This window comes from Clostridium sp. KLE 1755 (genome assembly GCF_000466465.2).
GTDB classification, from domain to species: domain Bacteria; phylum Bacillota; class Clostridia; order Lachnospirales; family Lachnospiraceae; genus Eisenbergiella; species Eisenbergiella porci.
Genome location: NZ_KE992747.1, coordinates 7,207 through 21,849 on the forward strand (window position 1 = coordinate 7,207; position 14,643 = coordinate 21,849).

Annotated in this window: 15 protein-coding genes; 14 read left to right on the top strand and 1 reads right to left on the bottom strand. The window is 51.1% G+C overall.

Annotated elements, in window-relative coordinates; genetic code table 11:
- Positions 1-134 precede the first annotated feature (134 nt).
- The gene (gene truB / locus HMPREF1548_RS21900; RefSeq protein ID WP_021638789.1) at positions 135-1,031 is read left to right on the top strand and encodes a tRNA pseudouridine(55) synthase TruB; all 897 of its coding nucleotides are present in this window, start codon (positions 135-137) and stop codon (positions 1,029-1,031) included.
- Between the two features lie 78 nt (positions 1,032-1,109).
- Positions 1,110-2,039, top strand: coding sequence for a bifunctional riboflavin kinase/FAD synthetase (locus HMPREF1548_RS21905; RefSeq protein ID WP_021638790.1), 930 nt, complete (start codon positions 1,110-1,112; stop codon positions 2,037-2,039).
- A gap of 58 nt (positions 2,040-2,097) precedes the next feature.
- Here HMPREF1548_RS21905 and HMPREF1548_RS21910 read toward each other — a convergent pair whose 3' ends face one another.
- Positions 2,098-2,832, bottom strand: coding sequence for a cell wall-binding repeat protein (locus HMPREF1548_RS21910; protein ID WP_021638791.1), 735 nt, complete (start codon positions 2,830-2,832; stop codon positions 2,098-2,100).
- A 262-nt stretch (positions 2,833-3,094) separates the two neighbouring features.
- Between HMPREF1548_RS21910 and HMPREF1548_RS21915 the strand changes: the two genes are divergently transcribed.
- From HMPREF1548_RS21915 to HMPREF1548_RS21975, 12 genes are all read left to right on the top strand, one after another.
- Complete coding sequence (locus HMPREF1548_RS21915) at positions 3,095-4,747, top strand: Na/Pi cotransporter family protein (protein ID WP_025491106.1); 1,653 nt, start codon at positions 3,095-3,097, stop codon at positions 4,745-4,747.
- Between the two features lie 306 nt (positions 4,748-5,053).
- Positions 5,054-6,085 (top strand): C40 family peptidase, encoded by a 1,032-nt coding sequence (locus tag HMPREF1548_RS21925; protein ID WP_021638795.1) that lies wholly within the window; start codon positions 5,054-5,056, stop codon positions 6,083-6,085.
- Positions 6,086-6,221: 136 nt separating this feature from the next.
- On the top strand, positions 6,222-6,488 hold the full coding sequence (gene rpsO / locus HMPREF1548_RS21930) for a 30S ribosomal protein S15 (RefSeq protein WP_021638796.1): 267 nt from the start codon (positions 6,222-6,224) through the stop codon (positions 6,486-6,488).
- Positions 6,489-6,924: 436 nt separating this feature from the next.
- On the top strand, positions 6,925-9,015 hold the full coding sequence (locus HMPREF1548_RS21935) for a polyribonucleotide nucleotidyltransferase (RefSeq protein ID WP_025491108.1): 2,091 nt from the start codon (positions 6,925-6,927) through the stop codon (positions 9,013-9,015).
- A gap of 187 nt (positions 9,016-9,202) precedes the next feature.
- Positions 9,203-10,165 (top strand): stage III sporulation protein AA, encoded by a 963-nt coding sequence (gene spoIIIAA, locus HMPREF1548_RS21940; protein ID WP_021638799.1) that lies wholly within the window; start codon positions 9,203-9,205, stop codon positions 10,163-10,165.
- The gene (locus HMPREF1548_RS21945; RefSeq protein WP_021638800.1) at positions 10,159-10,677 is read left to right on the top strand and encodes a stage III sporulation protein AB; all 519 of its coding nucleotides are present in this window, start codon (positions 10,159-10,161) and stop codon (positions 10,675-10,677) included. Before spoIIIAA ends, HMPREF1548_RS21945 begins: the two co-directional genes overlap by 7 nt.
- 16 nt (positions 10,678-10,693) lie before the next feature.
- Complete coding sequence (gene spoIIIAC / locus HMPREF1548_RS21950) at positions 10,694-10,888, top strand: stage III sporulation protein AC (RefSeq protein ID WP_021638801.1); 195 nt, start codon at positions 10,694-10,696, stop codon at positions 10,886-10,888.
- A gap of 20 nt (positions 10,889-10,908) precedes the next feature.
- Positions 10,909-11,295: a SpoIIIAC/SpoIIIAD family protein gene (locus tag HMPREF1548_RS21955; RefSeq protein ID WP_021638802.1), complete on the top strand. Its 387-nt coding sequence runs from the start codon at positions 10,909-10,911 to the stop codon at positions 11,293-11,295.
- 61 nt (positions 11,296-11,356) lie between these two features.
- The gene (locus tag HMPREF1548_RS21960; RefSeq protein ID WP_035323389.1) at positions 11,357-12,415 is read left to right on the top strand and encodes a stage III sporulation protein AE; all 1,059 of its coding nucleotides are present in this window, start codon (positions 11,357-11,359) and stop codon (positions 12,413-12,415) included.
- Between the two features lie 26 nt (positions 12,416-12,441).
- Positions 12,442-13,020: a stage III sporulation protein AF gene (locus HMPREF1548_RS21965; protein WP_021638804.1), complete on the top strand. Its 579-nt coding sequence runs from the start codon at positions 12,442-12,444 to the stop codon at positions 13,018-13,020.
- Entirely contained in the window at positions 13,013-13,606 is a 594-nt protein-coding gene (locus HMPREF1548_RS21970) for a SpoIIIAG-related protein (protein WP_021638805.1), read from the top strand. The genes HMPREF1548_RS21965 and HMPREF1548_RS21970 overlap by 8 nt, the downstream gene beginning before the upstream one ends.
- Before the next feature lie 30 nt (positions 13,607-13,636).
- On the top strand, positions 13,637-14,386 hold the full coding sequence (locus HMPREF1548_RS21975) for a SpoIIIAH-like family protein (protein WP_049942459.1): 750 nt from the start codon (positions 13,637-13,639) through the stop codon (positions 14,384-14,386).
- The last annotated feature ends 257 nt before the right edge of the window (positions 14,387-14,643 follow it).

Sequence of the window (14,643 nt, forward strand, 5' to 3'; positions counted from 1 at the left end):
CCCCCTGCCATGATGTAATCAATAACCTTTCGTTACATATTGAAAAGCAGCTGTAACTACCCGGCCAGCGGGCATTTTTCTGCTCGTTAAGCCTGACCGGACGGCTGGAAACAGTTTATCAAGGAGCGGAATACATGATAAACGGCATTCTGAATGTCTATAAAGAAGCGGGCTTTACCTCCCATGATGTGGTGGCAAAGCTGCGCGGCATATGCAGGCAGAAAAAAATCGGCCATACAGGTACCCTGGATCCGGAAGCGGTCGGGGTACTTCCTGTTTGCCTGGGCAGCGGCACGAAGCTGTGTGATATGCTTACTGATAAAAGCAAGGAATATGAGGCTGTGCTTCTTCTGGGACAGGTGACGGATACCCAGGACGTGACCGGAACGGTATTGGAGGAGCATGAGGTGACGGCGGATGAAGAGCAGGCTGTGGAGGCCATCCGATCCTTTGTGGGGGCTTATGAACAGATCCCGCCCATGTACTCTGCGCTGAAGGTGAACGGCAAAAGGCTGTATGAGCTGGCCAGGGCGGGGAAGGAAGTGGAGAGGAAGGGCAGGCCGGTGGAAATCCACAGCATCGAAATCCTCTCCGTCAGCCTGCCGGAAATCACCTTCCGCGTTGCCTGCTCCAAAGGAACCTATATCAGGACCTTATGCCATGATATCGGACAGAAGCTTGGCTGCGGCGGCACCATGAAAAGCCTGAAGCGCACAAGAGTGGGCATTTTTACCATTGACGGCGCGCTGAAGCTTTCCCAGCTGGAAGAACTGGCGGCGCAGGGCAGGCTGGAAGAAAAGGTGATACCTGTGGAAGCGATGTTTACAGAGCTTCCTGCCCTTACGGTGAAGGACGCTTTTGCCAGGCTGATAGAAAACGGGAATGCCTTTTATCCCGGCCAGGCGGAGGAAAGCGTAAGGACTCCGGACGGCGGACAGGTGAGAGTGTATGACAGAAAAGGACGTTTTTACGGCATTTATGCCTTCTCGGAGGAGAAGGAAAGGTATCAGCCCGTAAAAATGTTCCTGTAATGTGACCGTGAAGGAACCAAACCCTTTAGATAAATATCCCGCAGAAATAACGGAAAGTACGGATACTGGAGTGATTCAATGCAGATAATTTCGGGTACGACAGAATTTGAATGTAAACACCATACGGCGGTGGCCATCGGCAAATTTGACGGCATTCATCAGGGCCACAGAATGCTTCTTTCTCAGATTCTGAAGGCAAAGGAGGATGGGCTGCAGTCGGCGGTTTTCACCTTTGATCCCCCTCCAGGGGTGTTTTTCTCAGGGAAGCCGCAGGCAGAGCTGACAACCAAGGAAGAAAAAAGACGGGTTTTTGACCGGATGGGAATCGATCTTCTGATTGAATTCCCCATGAATGCGGAAACCGCGGCCATGCCGCCGGAGACCTTTGTCCGGGAAGTGCTGCATGACAGGCTGCAGACAAGGTTTATTGCGGCAGGGACGGATCTTTCCTATGGAGACAGAGGAAAGGGGGACTGGCATCTTCTGCAGGCCATGTCCGAACGGATGGGTTATCAGGTACAGGTTATCGACAAAATCATGTATAACGGCCGGGAGATTAGCTCCACCTTTGTGCGAGAAGAGGTGCAGAAGGGGAATATGGAGCTGGCGGAACGGCTTTTGGGCGCTCCCTACTGTGTGGCGGGGAATGTCATGCATGGGAAAAGGCTGGGAAGGACGCTGGGGATGCCCACGGTGAACCTTTTTCCTCCCAGGGACAAGCTCCTGCCCCCAAACGGCGTGTATCTTTCCCGGTTATCCGCCGGAAACAGACAGCTGAACGGCATTACAAATATCGGCTGCCGGCCTACGGTGAGCAACAGCGGCCAGATGAGCGTGGAAACAAATCTTTATGATTTTAATGAGGAAATCTACGGGGAATATGTGGAGGTGAGCCTGTATTCCTTCTGCCGTCCGGAGATGAAGTTTTCAAGTGTGGAAGAATTAAAGCAGAATATGGCCCGGGACATAGAAGCGGGCAGGGAATATTGGAAAAACCGGAGGCTGTGACGTCTCCGGTTTTTCTGTGACCTGCAGATATGCTGTTTCAGGTGTTTGCTTATGCGGCTCAGGGCCTGCAGACCTTGCAGGCGCCATAACCGGCGGCGAGGGCGTCGGACAGGTCGATGGAAATTTTGCTTTTCTCCAGATAACGGCAGCTTGCTCTGTGATATTTATTGCCGGTAGCCGTGATGTAAACGGTTTTCTCCTGAGGCTTGTCCGCTGTTACCTGCGGCGCTTCCTGCTGCTGCGGCGCAGGGACAGTCTGTCCTGCCAGGGCCGCCGTAAATACAGGTGACGCCCAGTAGCGTGCGCCGTCAAAGCCTATCAGCCCGGAGGCAATGCCATTCTGCAGCAGTGTCGCATCAGTGGGCGCATACAGCGTCCAGCCCGCGGCTTCAAAAACAGCGGCGATGGCGGCATCCGGTGCGGGAGCCGTCTGGGCGGGAGCGGGGGCCGCCTGGGGCGGAGCTGTTTGGGAAGGCGCTGCAGGTGCAGGGGTGGCGGCTTCGGCATTGGGACCAACCGGGCTTCCCTCAGGGTTGGTGCATACACCTGTTTCATCCAGGTAATACCAGAGCTCACCTACCTGAATCCAGCCTGTCTGCACGAAACCGGCGGCATCCAGATGATAGATGCCCGTCCCGGCCTGCACCCAGGTGTTGGCGGCAAAGCTTCCGTCATCGTTCTGGAACTTTACCCCTGCCGTATCCTGGACAAAGCCTGCGGCCGAAACCGTGGACGAGAAGGCGAAGCTCAAAAGCAGGGCTGTGGTTAACAGAGTCACTATCCTTTTTTTCATTGCATATCCTCCTTATTCCCCAATAAAATCTTTTCCTTAGTATACCATTTTCTGGTTAAACAGCCAACAAAATTTATCTGTATATTGTAAGCGTCTGATACAAAAATCAACATTTTCCCCATTTCCTCTTGTAACTTTCTTAAGAATCCCTTAAAATATACGTAAAGTGTGCGTAAATAAAAAGTAAAATCGATGTATAATGCAAACCCTGGAGAAAAGGCCGAAAGGCCTTTTTCGCAGGTGGGAAGGAAAAAGACAAAAGATGAGTATAGGTGCGATGCTGTTGTCAATGGCCGGGGGCCTTGGATTGTTCCTGTTTGGCATGCGGCTGATGAGCGAGAGTATTGAGAAGGCGGCGGGTGCCAAGCTGAGGGGCATCCTGGAGATGTTTACCAAGAACCGCTTTGTTGGAATGCTGGTCGGTATTATTTTTACAGCGGTTATACAGTCCTCCTCGGCGTGTACGGTAATGGTGGTCAGCTTCGTCAACTCGGGGCTGATGAATCTGTATCAGGCGGCGGGTGTAATCTTTGGTGCCAATATCGGTACTACGGTGACCTCCCAGCTTGTTTCCTTTAACCTTTCTGAGATAGCCCCGGTATTCCTTCTGGCAGGAATCCTGGGCATCATGTTCTGCAAGCGGCAGAACATTGTTAAAATCTGTCATATTATCCTTGGCTTCGGCGTTCTTTTCATGGGCCTGTCCGGGATGTCCAGCGCCATGTCGGGTATGCGGGACATGCCGGAGATAGTGCATATTCTTTCTTCCCTGACAAGCCCGATGCTTGCCATTCTTGTAGGGACGCTGCTGACAGCGGTAATCCAGAGCTCCTCTGTAACGGTAAGTATTGTGCTGCTGATGGCAAATCAGGGGCTGCTGGAGCTTCCCATCTGTCTGTTTATCATACTCGGCTGTAATATCGGCGCGTGTACCTCCGCGCTGCTGGCTTCCCTGAGCGGCAAGAAGGATGCCAAGAGGGCTGCCATGATCCATTTCCTGTTCAATGTAATAGGAACGGTATTGATGTATATCATCCTTAAGCTTGCCATGGGGCCGATTATCGATCTGCTTCATATTGTTTCCGGCTCCAACCCGGGACGTTTCGTGGCCAACGCCCATACTATTTTCAAGGTGTTCCAGGTACTGGCGCTTTTCCCGTTTGCCGGCCTGATCGTCAAAATGACCTATTTCTTCGTGCCTGGCGAGGACATGAAGATGGACGACCGCGACAATTTCACGCTGAAATATATCGGGGACAGGACCGTTTTCAATCCGGCTACGGCGGTGGTAGAGGTGGACAAGGAGCTGAAGCGTATGGCTGATCTTGCCTCCGACAACCTGAACCGCGCCATGAACGCGCTGATAACCCTGGATGAGGAAGATATTGAAACCGTTTATTCGGTGGAGAAGAATATCAACTTCCTCAATCATTCCATTACCAACTATCTGGTTAAAATCAACCAGACCACACTGCCCATTGAGGATCAGAAGAGCATCGGCGCCCTGTTCCATATTGTAAATGATATTGAAAGAATCGGCGATCATGCGGAAAATGTGGCTGATGCGGCAAGACAGAGAAAGGCCACCGGCGTAGGCTTCAGCAAGGAGGCGCAGCATGAGCTGGGACAGATGCTGGATATGGTCAATACGATCATCCGTTTTTCGGTGGAAATGTTCTCCACAGGCTCTGATGAGCGTGCCGAGGATGTGGCGAATCTGGAGGATGCCATTGACGAGAAGGAACGGGAAATCCAGAAATCCCACATAGAACGTATGACCAAGAACCTGTGTACGCCGGAAGCCAGTATGATTTTCTCCGATGTGGTGAGCGGACTGGAGAGAGTGGCGGATCATGCCACCAATATCGCATTTGCCATGAATAATACGGAATATGAAGTAAGTAAAGCCATGTAATAATAATGAAAATACTCCCGCCGCCGTCTTTGGCCGGCAGGAGGCAGAAAAGAGTCCTTCCATCCAACGCTTCCATTCTGAAACGGATGAAAGGACTTTTTCTTTGCGGCGGAAGGGTAACTGTGAAGGGACACAACGGTTATATTAGAAATAAATTCCAGGAAATAAGGGGAAATATGGATTGACAGGGAATTAAAATTTGAATATAATACGATTGTAACAATATTGTAACATTTTGAAAGGAATCTGTAAAAATTCCCTCAGGAATGAAGCAGATGCAGGATAATTAACAGGAGAAATATTTTTATGTTAAAAGGAACAAAAGCAATTGGCGTGTTGGCGGCTGGATTTGTATTATATACCGGAATGACTGTAATGGCGGCCGGAAACGGCAGTGTTGTTGTGCCCTCGGCAGGCGTTGGAGAGATTCTGGAAGCGAACGTGGAGGAAGAAGAATACCTTGCGGCGGCGGAAGAAGCTAAAATAGAAAGAAAAGCGATCTACGGCTTCAGTAATCTGGGAATAGCCAATGTATCCAATTATCTGAACGTGCGTGAGAAACCCAGTGAGGACGGCAAGCTTGTTGGCAAGATGAGCAAGAACAGCGGCTGCGACGTGCTTGAAATCAAGGACGGCTGGGCGCATATCAAATCCGGCAAGGTTAACGGATACGTAAAAGCTGAGTTCCTGTTAACAGGTCAGGAAGCCAGGGACAGGGCGGACAAGGTTGCAACCGATATGGCGGTGTGCAATTCCGGCGGACTGTTTGTGCGGCAGGGCCCGGGAACGGACAACCCGGTAATCACACAGGTGGCGGAAGGCGAAGAGCTGGAAGTCGTGGAGAAGCTGGACGGATGGGTTAAGATCATGCTGGATGACGAGGAGGCTTACGTATCCGCCGATTATGTGGATATAGCCAAGAAGCTCGACAGAGCGGTGACCCAGACGGAACTGATCTATGGCAAGGGAGTTTCCAACGTCAGGGTGGATTTGGTCAACTATGCGAAGCAGTATCTGGGCAATCCTTATGTATGGGGAGGCACCAGTCTGACAAGTGGCGCGGACTGCTCCGGTTTCGTCCTTAGCGTATTTAAGAAGTACGGCGTATCCCTGCCCCATTCCTCAGCGGCACAGAGCACTATGGGATCGAAGGTGAGCCTTTCTGAGGCGCAGCCCGGCGATCTGATCTTCTATGCACAGAACGGAAGAGTCAACCACGTGGCTATTTATATCGGAAACGGCCAGGTTATCCATGCCAGCAATCCCAGAAGCGGCATAAAGATTTCCAATGCCACTTACCGTACGCCTTATGCCGTGAAGCGTGTGCTGAACCAGTAACGTTTATTAAAAAAAGGTTTACAAAGCCGGGAAGAGTATGCTATACTTTTCAGGTATGAATTCAGCCGGTACCCAGATGAAGGACACTCCGACCTCATCCTGGTATCAGGCGGTTTAATAAAAAGGAGGAACACACATGATTTCCAAAGAAAAGAAAACAGCAATCATCAAGGAATATGCGAGAGGCGAAGGCGATACAGGATCACCGGAAGTACAGATCGCAGTTCTGACAGAGAGAATCCAGGAGCTCACCGAGCATCTTAAGAGCAACCCCAAGGATCATCATTCCAGAAGAGGACTTCTGAAAATGGTTGGACAGAGAAGAGGTCTGCTTGATTACCTGAAGGAAAAGGATATCGAAAGATACCGTTCCCTGATCGAAAGACTTGGAATCAGAAAGTAATTAACAAAAACAAGGCGGATTTGACTTCAGAGCTTTCTGAGGTCTTCCGCCTTATTGTACGATGATGGAGAAAAAAGCCGCCGGATACGGAGTTAACAACGGCGCGGATATCAGGTGACGTTTATATGCAAAACCGGATAGAACTGCATTTCCATCCCTGTACACAGGGCGTCTCCGCATAAACGGATGCCGCCTCTGCTTTTTCAGGTCGGAAGAATGCTTCCGAGACCACTGATAAGTCCATTTGCCGCCGTGCTGAAGTAAGTGGATTTGTCAGTAGTTTCGGCATCTTCTGTGCCTGAACAGCACCAGTACTGCACCTGCGGACAGAAAAGTCCGGTACCATATATATGGATCCGGAAACTGCCGCGACAGCCAGCCCCGGCATACGGGAAGAACTGACTGACAAGTAATGTTCGAAAAAAGGAGAGACAAGATGTACAAAACATTTTCCATGGAACTTGCCGGACGCACCCTGAGTGTAGATGTCGGCAGAGTAGCGGCACAGGCTAACGGCGCCGCATTTATGCATTATGGTGATACCACCGTTTTATCCACAGCTACGGCGAGTGAGAAGCCCAGAGAAGGAATTGATTTCTTCCCTTTGAGCGTTGAATATGAAGAAAAGCTGTATTCCGTAGGAAAGATTCCCGGAGGCTTCAATAAAAGAGAGGGAAAGGCCAGCGAGAACTCCGTTCTGACGAGCCGTGTTATCGACCGTCCCATGCGCCCTCTGTTCCCTAAGGATTACAGAAATGATGTAACCCTGAATAACCTGGTGCTTTCCGTAGATCCTGCCTGCCGCCCCGAGCTGGTGGCTATGCTTGGTTCCGCTATCGCAACCAGCATTTCCGACATTCCTTTTGCCGGACCCTGCGCAATGACACAGGTAGGCCTGATTGACGGAGAATTCGTTCTCAACCCTTCCCAGGAGCAGTGGAAGAACGGCGATCTGAACCTGACGGTGGCGTCCACCAGTGAAAAGGTCATCATGATCGAAGCCGGAGCCAATGAAATCCCGGAAGCTAAAATGATCGAAGCCATCTACATGGCACATGAGGTAAACCAGTCAATCATTGCTTTTATCAACCAGATTGTAGCGGAAGTCGGCAAGGCAAAGCATGAATATACAAGCTGTGCCGTTCCGGAAGAGCTGTTTGCAGCAATAAAGGAAATCATCCCTCCTGAAGAAATGGAAGAAGCTGTATTCACCGATGTGAAGCAGGTAAGGGAAGAAAATATAAGAAAGATTACAGAGCGTCTGGAAGAAGCTTTTGCTGATAAGGAAGAATGGCTTCCTGTTCTGGGCGAGGCAATTTACCAGTACCAGAAAAAGACGGTGCGTAAGATGATTCTCAAGGATCATAAGCGTCCTGACGGCCGTGCGATTACACAGATCCGACCTCTGGCTGCAGAAATTGATATTATCCCCAGAGTACATGGTTCAGGTATGTTCACCCGCGGACAGACTCAGATCTGTACCATCACCACGCTGGCGCCTCTGTCTGAAATGCAGAGAATTGACGGCCTGGATGAGAATGAAGTGAATAAGAGATATATGCATCATTATAATTTCCCGTCCTATTCCGTAGGAGAGACCAAACCCTCCAGAGGACCGGGACGCCGTGAAATCGGACATGGCGCGCTTGCTGAAAGAGCTCTGATACCGGTACTGCCTTCAGAGGATGAATTCCCCTATGCAATCCGTACCGTATCCGAAACCTTTGAATCCAACGGTTCCACCTCCCAGGCGTCCATCTGTGCATCTACTCTGTCACTGATGGCTGCAGGCGTTCCCATTAAGAAGCAGGTTGCAGGTATCTCCTGCGGTCTGGTAACCGGCGATACCGATGATGATTACATCGTGCTTACCGATATCCAGGGACTGGAAGACTTCTTTGGGGATATGGACTTTAAGGTGGCAGGTACCCATGACGGTATTACCGCAATCCAGATGGATATTAAGATTCACGGCCTGACCAGGCCTATCGTAGAGGAAGCGATTGCCAAGACCAAGGAAGCAAGAGAGTATATCATGAATGAAATCATGACTCCCTGCATTGCAGCTCCCAGAGCTGAGGTCGGTCAGTTCGCTCCCAAGATTATTTCCGTACAGATCGATCCCGAGAAGATTGGTGATGTGGTTGGACAGCGCGGAAAGACAATCAATGAGATTATCGCCCGCACCGGCGTTAAGATTGATATTACCGATGACGGAAAGGTTTCCGTATGCGGAACCGATAAGGAAATGATGGATAAAGCGGTAGAGATGGTTAAGATCATCACCACTGATTTCCAGGAAGGCCAGATTTTCAAGGGAACCGTTGTAAGTATTAAGGAATTCGGCGCATTCATCGAATTCGCTCCCGGAAAAGAAGGAATGGTTCATATTTCCAAGATCGCAAAGGAAAGAATCAACCGTGTAGAGGATGTTCTTACTCTTGGAGAACAGGTTACCGTTGTATGCCTTGGTAAGGACAAAATGGGCAGAATCAGCTTCTCCATGAAGGATGTTGCCCAGGTTTAAATACCGGATTATTAATTTAATAGAAACAATCGGCAGTTTAATAAGCCGGAGGAATATACTGACATATTCCTCCGGCTTATTTTTGTCCGCGCAGTCATAACCTGGCATGTACAACATATACTGAGATAAGCAGAAAGTTGGACAGACTGCTTGAAAGGAACCTGTCCGGAAAGCGAGGAGTGTGCCCATGACACAAAGGGAAGATATTTTGCGGATCTTTCCGGAACGAATGCGGCCCAGGTGGAAGAAAACCGCCGGATTTGCGCAGCAGCTGCAGGAAATCCGGCTGCGCGTTGGAAAACCGGTGCTTTTGTACATAGACGGAAGAGAATTTTTCCAGGAGGAATCCGGGGATGTGGTATGCCGGACTGACCGGCCTGCAGTCACTGCACAGGAGGATTTGGATCAGTTGATAGCCTATGCATGCAGCTACTCCATGTATGCTTTTGAAGAAGAAATCAGCAGAGGCTACCTGACACTGCCGGGCGGACACCGTATGGGGCTTACAGGGGAAGCTGTGCTGACGGATTCGGACAGAGTGAGGAATATCAAGCATATTTCCTGTGTAAATATCCGGATTTCCCATGAAATCAGGGGAGCGGCGGACGCCGTGCTGCCCTTTCTTTACAGGGACGGACATTTCCTGAATACACTGATTCTTTCGCCGCCCGGCTGTGGTAAGACAACCCTGCTGAGGGATATCGTGAGGCAGGTTTCCGATGGGAATTCCTGCGGTCCCGGCGTGACTGTGGGGATTGTGGATGAACGTTCGGAAATTGCCGGAACCTTTCAGGGGAGGGCGCAGAATGATGTGGGAATGCGCACGGATATCCTTGACAGCTGTCCGAAGGCGGAAGGCATGATGCTGCTGATCCGTTCCATGGCGCCAAAGGTTATCGGCGTGGATGAATTGGGAAGTGAAGAGGATATCCGGGCGCTGAAAAAGGCGATCTGCTGCGGATGCTGCGTTCTGGCAACCATCCATGCCGGTTCATTGGAGGAGGCGGAAAGCAGGCTGTCCGGGATGAAGCTGGATGAAATAAAGATTTTTGACCGCTATGTGATACTCACCAGGCAAGAGGGGAAATGTGCGGTGGATGCCGTACTGGACGGCGGAAGGAAGCTTCTGGCCGGGAGGGCGCCATGCTGAAGCTTACCGGCGCGCTTCTGCTGGTTATGGGGTGCGCCGGGTTCGGCCTGTGCATGTGCAGGGATATGGAAAAGCACGTGGCGCAGCTGCGGCAGCTGGCAAGGGCATTTACCATGCTGGAAAGTGAAGTGGGATACAGCAGGGCCACATTGCCGGAGGGAATGATCAGAGTGGGTAACCGCCTGCACACAGAGCTGGGGGACTGCTTCATACGGATGGGAAAGAGGGCGCAGGAGCAGAGCGGAAGCTCCTTCCAGACCGTATGGCAGGAGGAAATGCCCTCCTGGCTGAAGACAACCTGCCTTGACGCCAGGGAAAAGGAGCTTCTGCTTTCCTTCCCCGGCTTTACCGGATTTGTGGACGGGCAGATGCAGCTGATTTCCCTGGAGCAATTTGTAAAGGAGCTTTCGCATGCACAGGAAAAAGCGGGGAAAGAAGCGGAAAGCCGCAAAAAGGCAGTTCTTTCCGTAAGTACGGCGGGCGGGCTGCTGATGGCCATCCTGCTGATATGACTTGAAGGAGAATGGAATGGGAGTAAGTCTGATTTTTAAAATTGCAGCGGTAGGGATTCTGGTGACTATCCTCAGCCAGATACTGAAGCACAGCGGCCGGGAGGAGCATGCGTTCCTCCTTTCGCTGGCCGGCCTGATACTGGTTCTCACCTGGATCATTCCCTACATATATGATCTGTTTACTACAATACAGAACCTGTTTCAGCTCTGACGGAAAGGAGAGGACAGGAAATGGATATGGTAAAAATCGCCACGCTGGGCATAACCGGCGTTCTGATAGGGCTTCAGTTCAAATCCGGGAAACAGGAATACAGCGCTTATATCGGTATCGGCGTGTCGCTGGTTATTTTCTTTTATGTCTGTGAATACCTGATGCAGATGAAGGACTCCGTGCTGGCTCTGGGAGGGTTTTTGGAAGGAAGCGGCGCTTATTTCGGGATACTTTTCAAGGTGATCGGCATTACCTATCTGTGCGAATTCTGCGCAGGCCTCTGCCGGGATGCCGGATATCAGGCCATTGCCGCCCAGGTGGAGCTGTTCGGGAAGGTGACTGTGCTGCTTGCGGGAATGCCGGTGCTTTTATCCCTGATCGATACCATTACAGGCTTCATGGCTTAGAGTGTGATTGAAAATTCATTCCCGCACACAGCGTAAGCAGCAACCCGGGAAGGAGGGGAACATGGACTGGACCACATTGACCGGAGAATTGAATCTTGAGGCGCTTTCGGAACAGATTGAACAGCTGTTTCCCAATTTCTCCATCGACTTTTCCTCGCTTCTTGGGCAGATATTATCAGGGAATGCAAAAGAGGCGTTTGCCGGCCTCGCCGCTTCCCTGAAAAACGGGATGCTGGCTGAGATGGCGGGGATGAAGAATCTGCTGCTTACGCTTTTGATTATCGGCGTGCTTTCCGCACTTTTTACGGTAGTCATGCAAAGCTTCGACAATCACCAGATAGCGGATATCGCCCATTTTATTTCCTACCTGCTCATGCTTTTTGTAGTGCTTCGCACCTTTACCCAGGCGGCGGATATTGCAGGTGAGCTGCTTGGCAGAATCCTTCTTTTCGTCCGCCTGTTTGTCCCTACCTTCATGCTGGCGCTGGGGCTTTCGGCGGGAGCGGCCACCGCGGCAGGGTATTACCAGCTGATTCTGCTTCTGATTTACGGCGTGGAGCAGGTGCTCAAAAGCATCGGGCTTCCGGCGGTAAACATCTACATGATGCTGGTTGTGATGAACGGTATCTGGGAAGAAGAACGGCTGGGCATGCTCGTAGAGCTGCTGCAGAAGGGCGTGGCTGGATTTTTAAAATTCCTCCTTACCTGTATTACCGGCATCGGCCTTCTCCAGTCCATGGTTACTCCCGTGCTGGAGCATCTGAAGCTGAATGCGGCGGGCAAGGCTCTGTCGGCAATTCCCGGCCTGGGAGGCCTGGCGGAGGGCACAGCCCAGCTTCTTATAGGATCCGCGGTTCTTGTAAAAAACGGCCTGGGCGTGGCGGCCTTCCTTCTTCTGCTCGCCCTGTGCATCGGCCCTTTTGCCAGGCTGCTGCTGTATGCCGGTATATTGAAGCTGTGCGCGGCCCTTCTGGGCATGACGGCTGACAAACGGATTACAGGCTGCGTCAATAAAGCGGGAGACGGCCTGCTGCTGCTTTTGAAAATCAGCTATACGGCCTGCGCCTGCTTTCTGATCATGTTTGCCATCATAACCTGCCTGGCGGGGAAAATCGGATAGCAAACCGAAGAAAGGAGAGGACTCCAATGGGAGCGCAATTTCTGGATTTGTTAAAAAAAGTCACGATTTTCATGCTGGCGGGGCAGATTATCGTGCAGTTCCTCCCGTCCGGTGGCTATGAAAAATATGTAAAAATGATGATAAGCATCATGGTCCTGTCCCAGATAGCCCTTCCCATCCTTTCTCTGGGAAAATTCGATGCGCAGCAAAATTTTCAAACCGCATTGCGGCAGTATGAAGAGGAGATGGAACGAATCTCCAGACAGGTGGAAGAGGCGGGGCTTCAAAGCGGTGATTATCAGGAGGAGGCGCTTTCCATGACCGCCCGCAGCAGCCTGGAGGAGGTTTCGGCACAATACGGCGTAACCGTCACCGCTGTTTCCCGGACAGAGGACGGCAGGCCTTTGCTGCAGGTGTCGGGAGACGGAGAGCAAAGGGTACGGATAGAAAAGGTGAAAATTTCCCCGCAGGGGCCGGAAGCGGAGGCTGTTTTGAACGGATCGGACAATACAGAGGCGGCGCAGAAACAGCAGGAGCTGCGGGAGGCCTTTGCGGAGGAGCTTGGAATAGCCCCGGAGGAGTTGGAGGTGATTTGGAATGGGTGAACGGCTGAAAACATGGAAAAAGAAGCTGACTAAGGAAAATATGGCGATAATGGCTCTTTTGGGGATTTTGCTGATGGTAATCGCCATTCCTGTAAAAAAAACGGAGACACAAAAGGATCAGACAGCCGCTCCCGAGAATAAAAGCACCGCTTCCGGAACACAGGAAACTGAGGAAGAGGACAATACCGGCGGCTATGCAGGCGAACTGGAGGAACGGCTGGAGTCCCTTTTAGCCAGCATGGAAGGCGTGGGAAATGTGAAGGTCATGGTAACCCTGGACTCCTCCAGGGAACAGGTGGTGGAAAAAGATATTCCCTCCACCATGGACACCACAAAGGAGACGGACAGCACGGGCGGAAGCCGGGATGTGATTAACTCCAGACAGGAGGAAACCACAGTCTATGTGACCGATTCCGCAGGCAATAAAACACCCTATGTAAGCAAAATAAGGGAGCCGTCCATTGAAGGCGTGACCGTTGTGGCCCAGGGAGGAGGGAATGCCGTAATTCAGAAAAATATTACGGAAGTGATTCAGGCATTATTTGGAATAGAAGCACATAAGATTAAAGTAGTTAAGATGAAATAGCAGAAAGCAGAGGGAACAGGAGTGAAGAATGTGTTGAAACGCAACCAAATAATGATTACGGCGCTGGCAATCATGATTGCAGTGGCAGGGTACCTGAATTTTGCAGGAACCAAGGCAGGAGAAGAGAAGCTTACAAGCGCGGATGCCGGAAACGCAGAAGAGGATATGACTGCTTTGCTGGATTTGTCAGAGGAAGACGTGGTGTCGGATATTGACAGTATGGATTCTGATCTGGACGGTGTGGCAGCGGCGGACTATCTGGATGCCCAGATGTCGGCGGATGCACAGGCCCAGGAAGCGGGCAGCGCACAGGTAGCGGTGGTGGCGGAAAATATGGATGAAGCGAGCGCGGAACAGGTAGCTGAGGAAGCGGACGTACAGAACGGCGAAGTACCCGGAGAAGCCGTATTTACAAGCTCTGCAGGAGTTACCTCCCTTGCCGGAGCCAAGCTGCAGAAGGAACAGACCAGAGCAAAAAATAAAGAAACACTTCTTGACATCATAAACAATACAAACATCAGTGAAGAACAGAAGCAGGACGCCATCAACGGCATGATAGCCCTTACCGACATGGCTGAAAAAGAAACCGCAGCTGAAATCCTTCTGGAAGCCAAAGGCTTTAACGACGTGGTAGTGAGCATCAGCGGCTCCGGCGTGGACGTGGTAGTCAATGCACCCAGCCTTACAGATGCCCAGAGAGCACAGATTGAAGACATAGTTACAAGAAAAACGGGAATTACCCCTGAAAACATAATAATCAGCCCTATTACCGGGAATTAATAAAGAGAAACGAAAAACAACCCGGCTGCATAATAGACAATTTTCGCAGCTGTTAAGTTCCTCCATATTCATAGCTTTATGAAAAAAGCTGCCCCCGGACACCCGCCGGAAAAAGATTTCCGACAGTAAATAGTGTACAATGCGGGGATTTGTGGTATAATCTTCGAACAGGGCAGAACCAGACGGATACGAAAGAGGGACCGGGCTGCTTGCAGGCCCGGTCCCTCTTTCGTATCCATCTGGCGAGCGAAGCGACC

Bases quoted from the DNA above. Each gene is read 5' to 3' on its own strand.
- truB (WP_021638789.1), top strand. From the start codon at position 135: ATGATAAACGGCATTCTGAATGTCTATAAAGAAGCGGGCTTTACCTCC.
- HMPREF1548_RS21905 (WP_021638790.1), top strand. From the start codon at position 1,110: ATGCAGATAATTTCGGGTACGACAGAATTTGAATGTAAACACCATACG.
- HMPREF1548_RS21910 (WP_021638791.1), bottom strand. From the start codon at position 2,832: ATGAAAAAAAGGATAGTGACTCTGTTAACCACAGCCCTGCTTTTGAGC.
- HMPREF1548_RS21915 (WP_025491106.1), top strand. From the start codon at position 3,095: ATGAGTATAGGTGCGATGCTGTTGTCAATGGCCGGGGGCCTTGGATTG.
- HMPREF1548_RS21925 (WP_021638795.1), top strand. From the start codon at position 5,054: ATGTTAAAAGGAACAAAAGCAATTGGCGTGTTGGCGGCTGGATTTGTA.
- rpsO (WP_021638796.1), top strand. From the start codon at position 6,222: ATGATTTCCAAAGAAAAGAAAACAGCAATCATCAAGGAATATGCGAGA.
- HMPREF1548_RS21935 (WP_025491108.1), top strand. From the start codon at position 6,925: ATGTACAAAACATTTTCCATGGAACTTGCCGGACGCACCCTGAGTGTA.
- spoIIIAA (WP_021638799.1), top strand. From the start codon at position 9,203: ATGACACAAAGGGAAGATATTTTGCGGATCTTTCCGGAACGAATGCGG.
- HMPREF1548_RS21945 (WP_021638800.1), top strand. From the start codon at position 10,159: ATGCTGAAGCTTACCGGCGCGCTTCTGCTGGTTATGGGGTGCGCCGGG.
- spoIIIAC (WP_021638801.1), top strand. From the start codon at position 10,694: ATGGGAGTAAGTCTGATTTTTAAAATTGCAGCGGTAGGGATTCTGGTG.
- HMPREF1548_RS21955 (WP_021638802.1), top strand. From the start codon at position 10,909: ATGGATATGGTAAAAATCGCCACGCTGGGCATAACCGGCGTTCTGATA.
- HMPREF1548_RS21960 (WP_035323389.1), top strand. From the start codon at position 11,357: ATGGACTGGACCACATTGACCGGAGAATTGAATCTTGAGGCGCTTTCG.
- HMPREF1548_RS21965 (WP_021638804.1), top strand. From the start codon at position 12,442: ATGGGAGCGCAATTTCTGGATTTGTTAAAAAAAGTCACGATTTTCATG.
- HMPREF1548_RS21970 (WP_021638805.1), top strand. From the start codon at position 13,013: ATGGGTGAACGGCTGAAAACATGGAAAAAGAAGCTGACTAAGGAAAAT.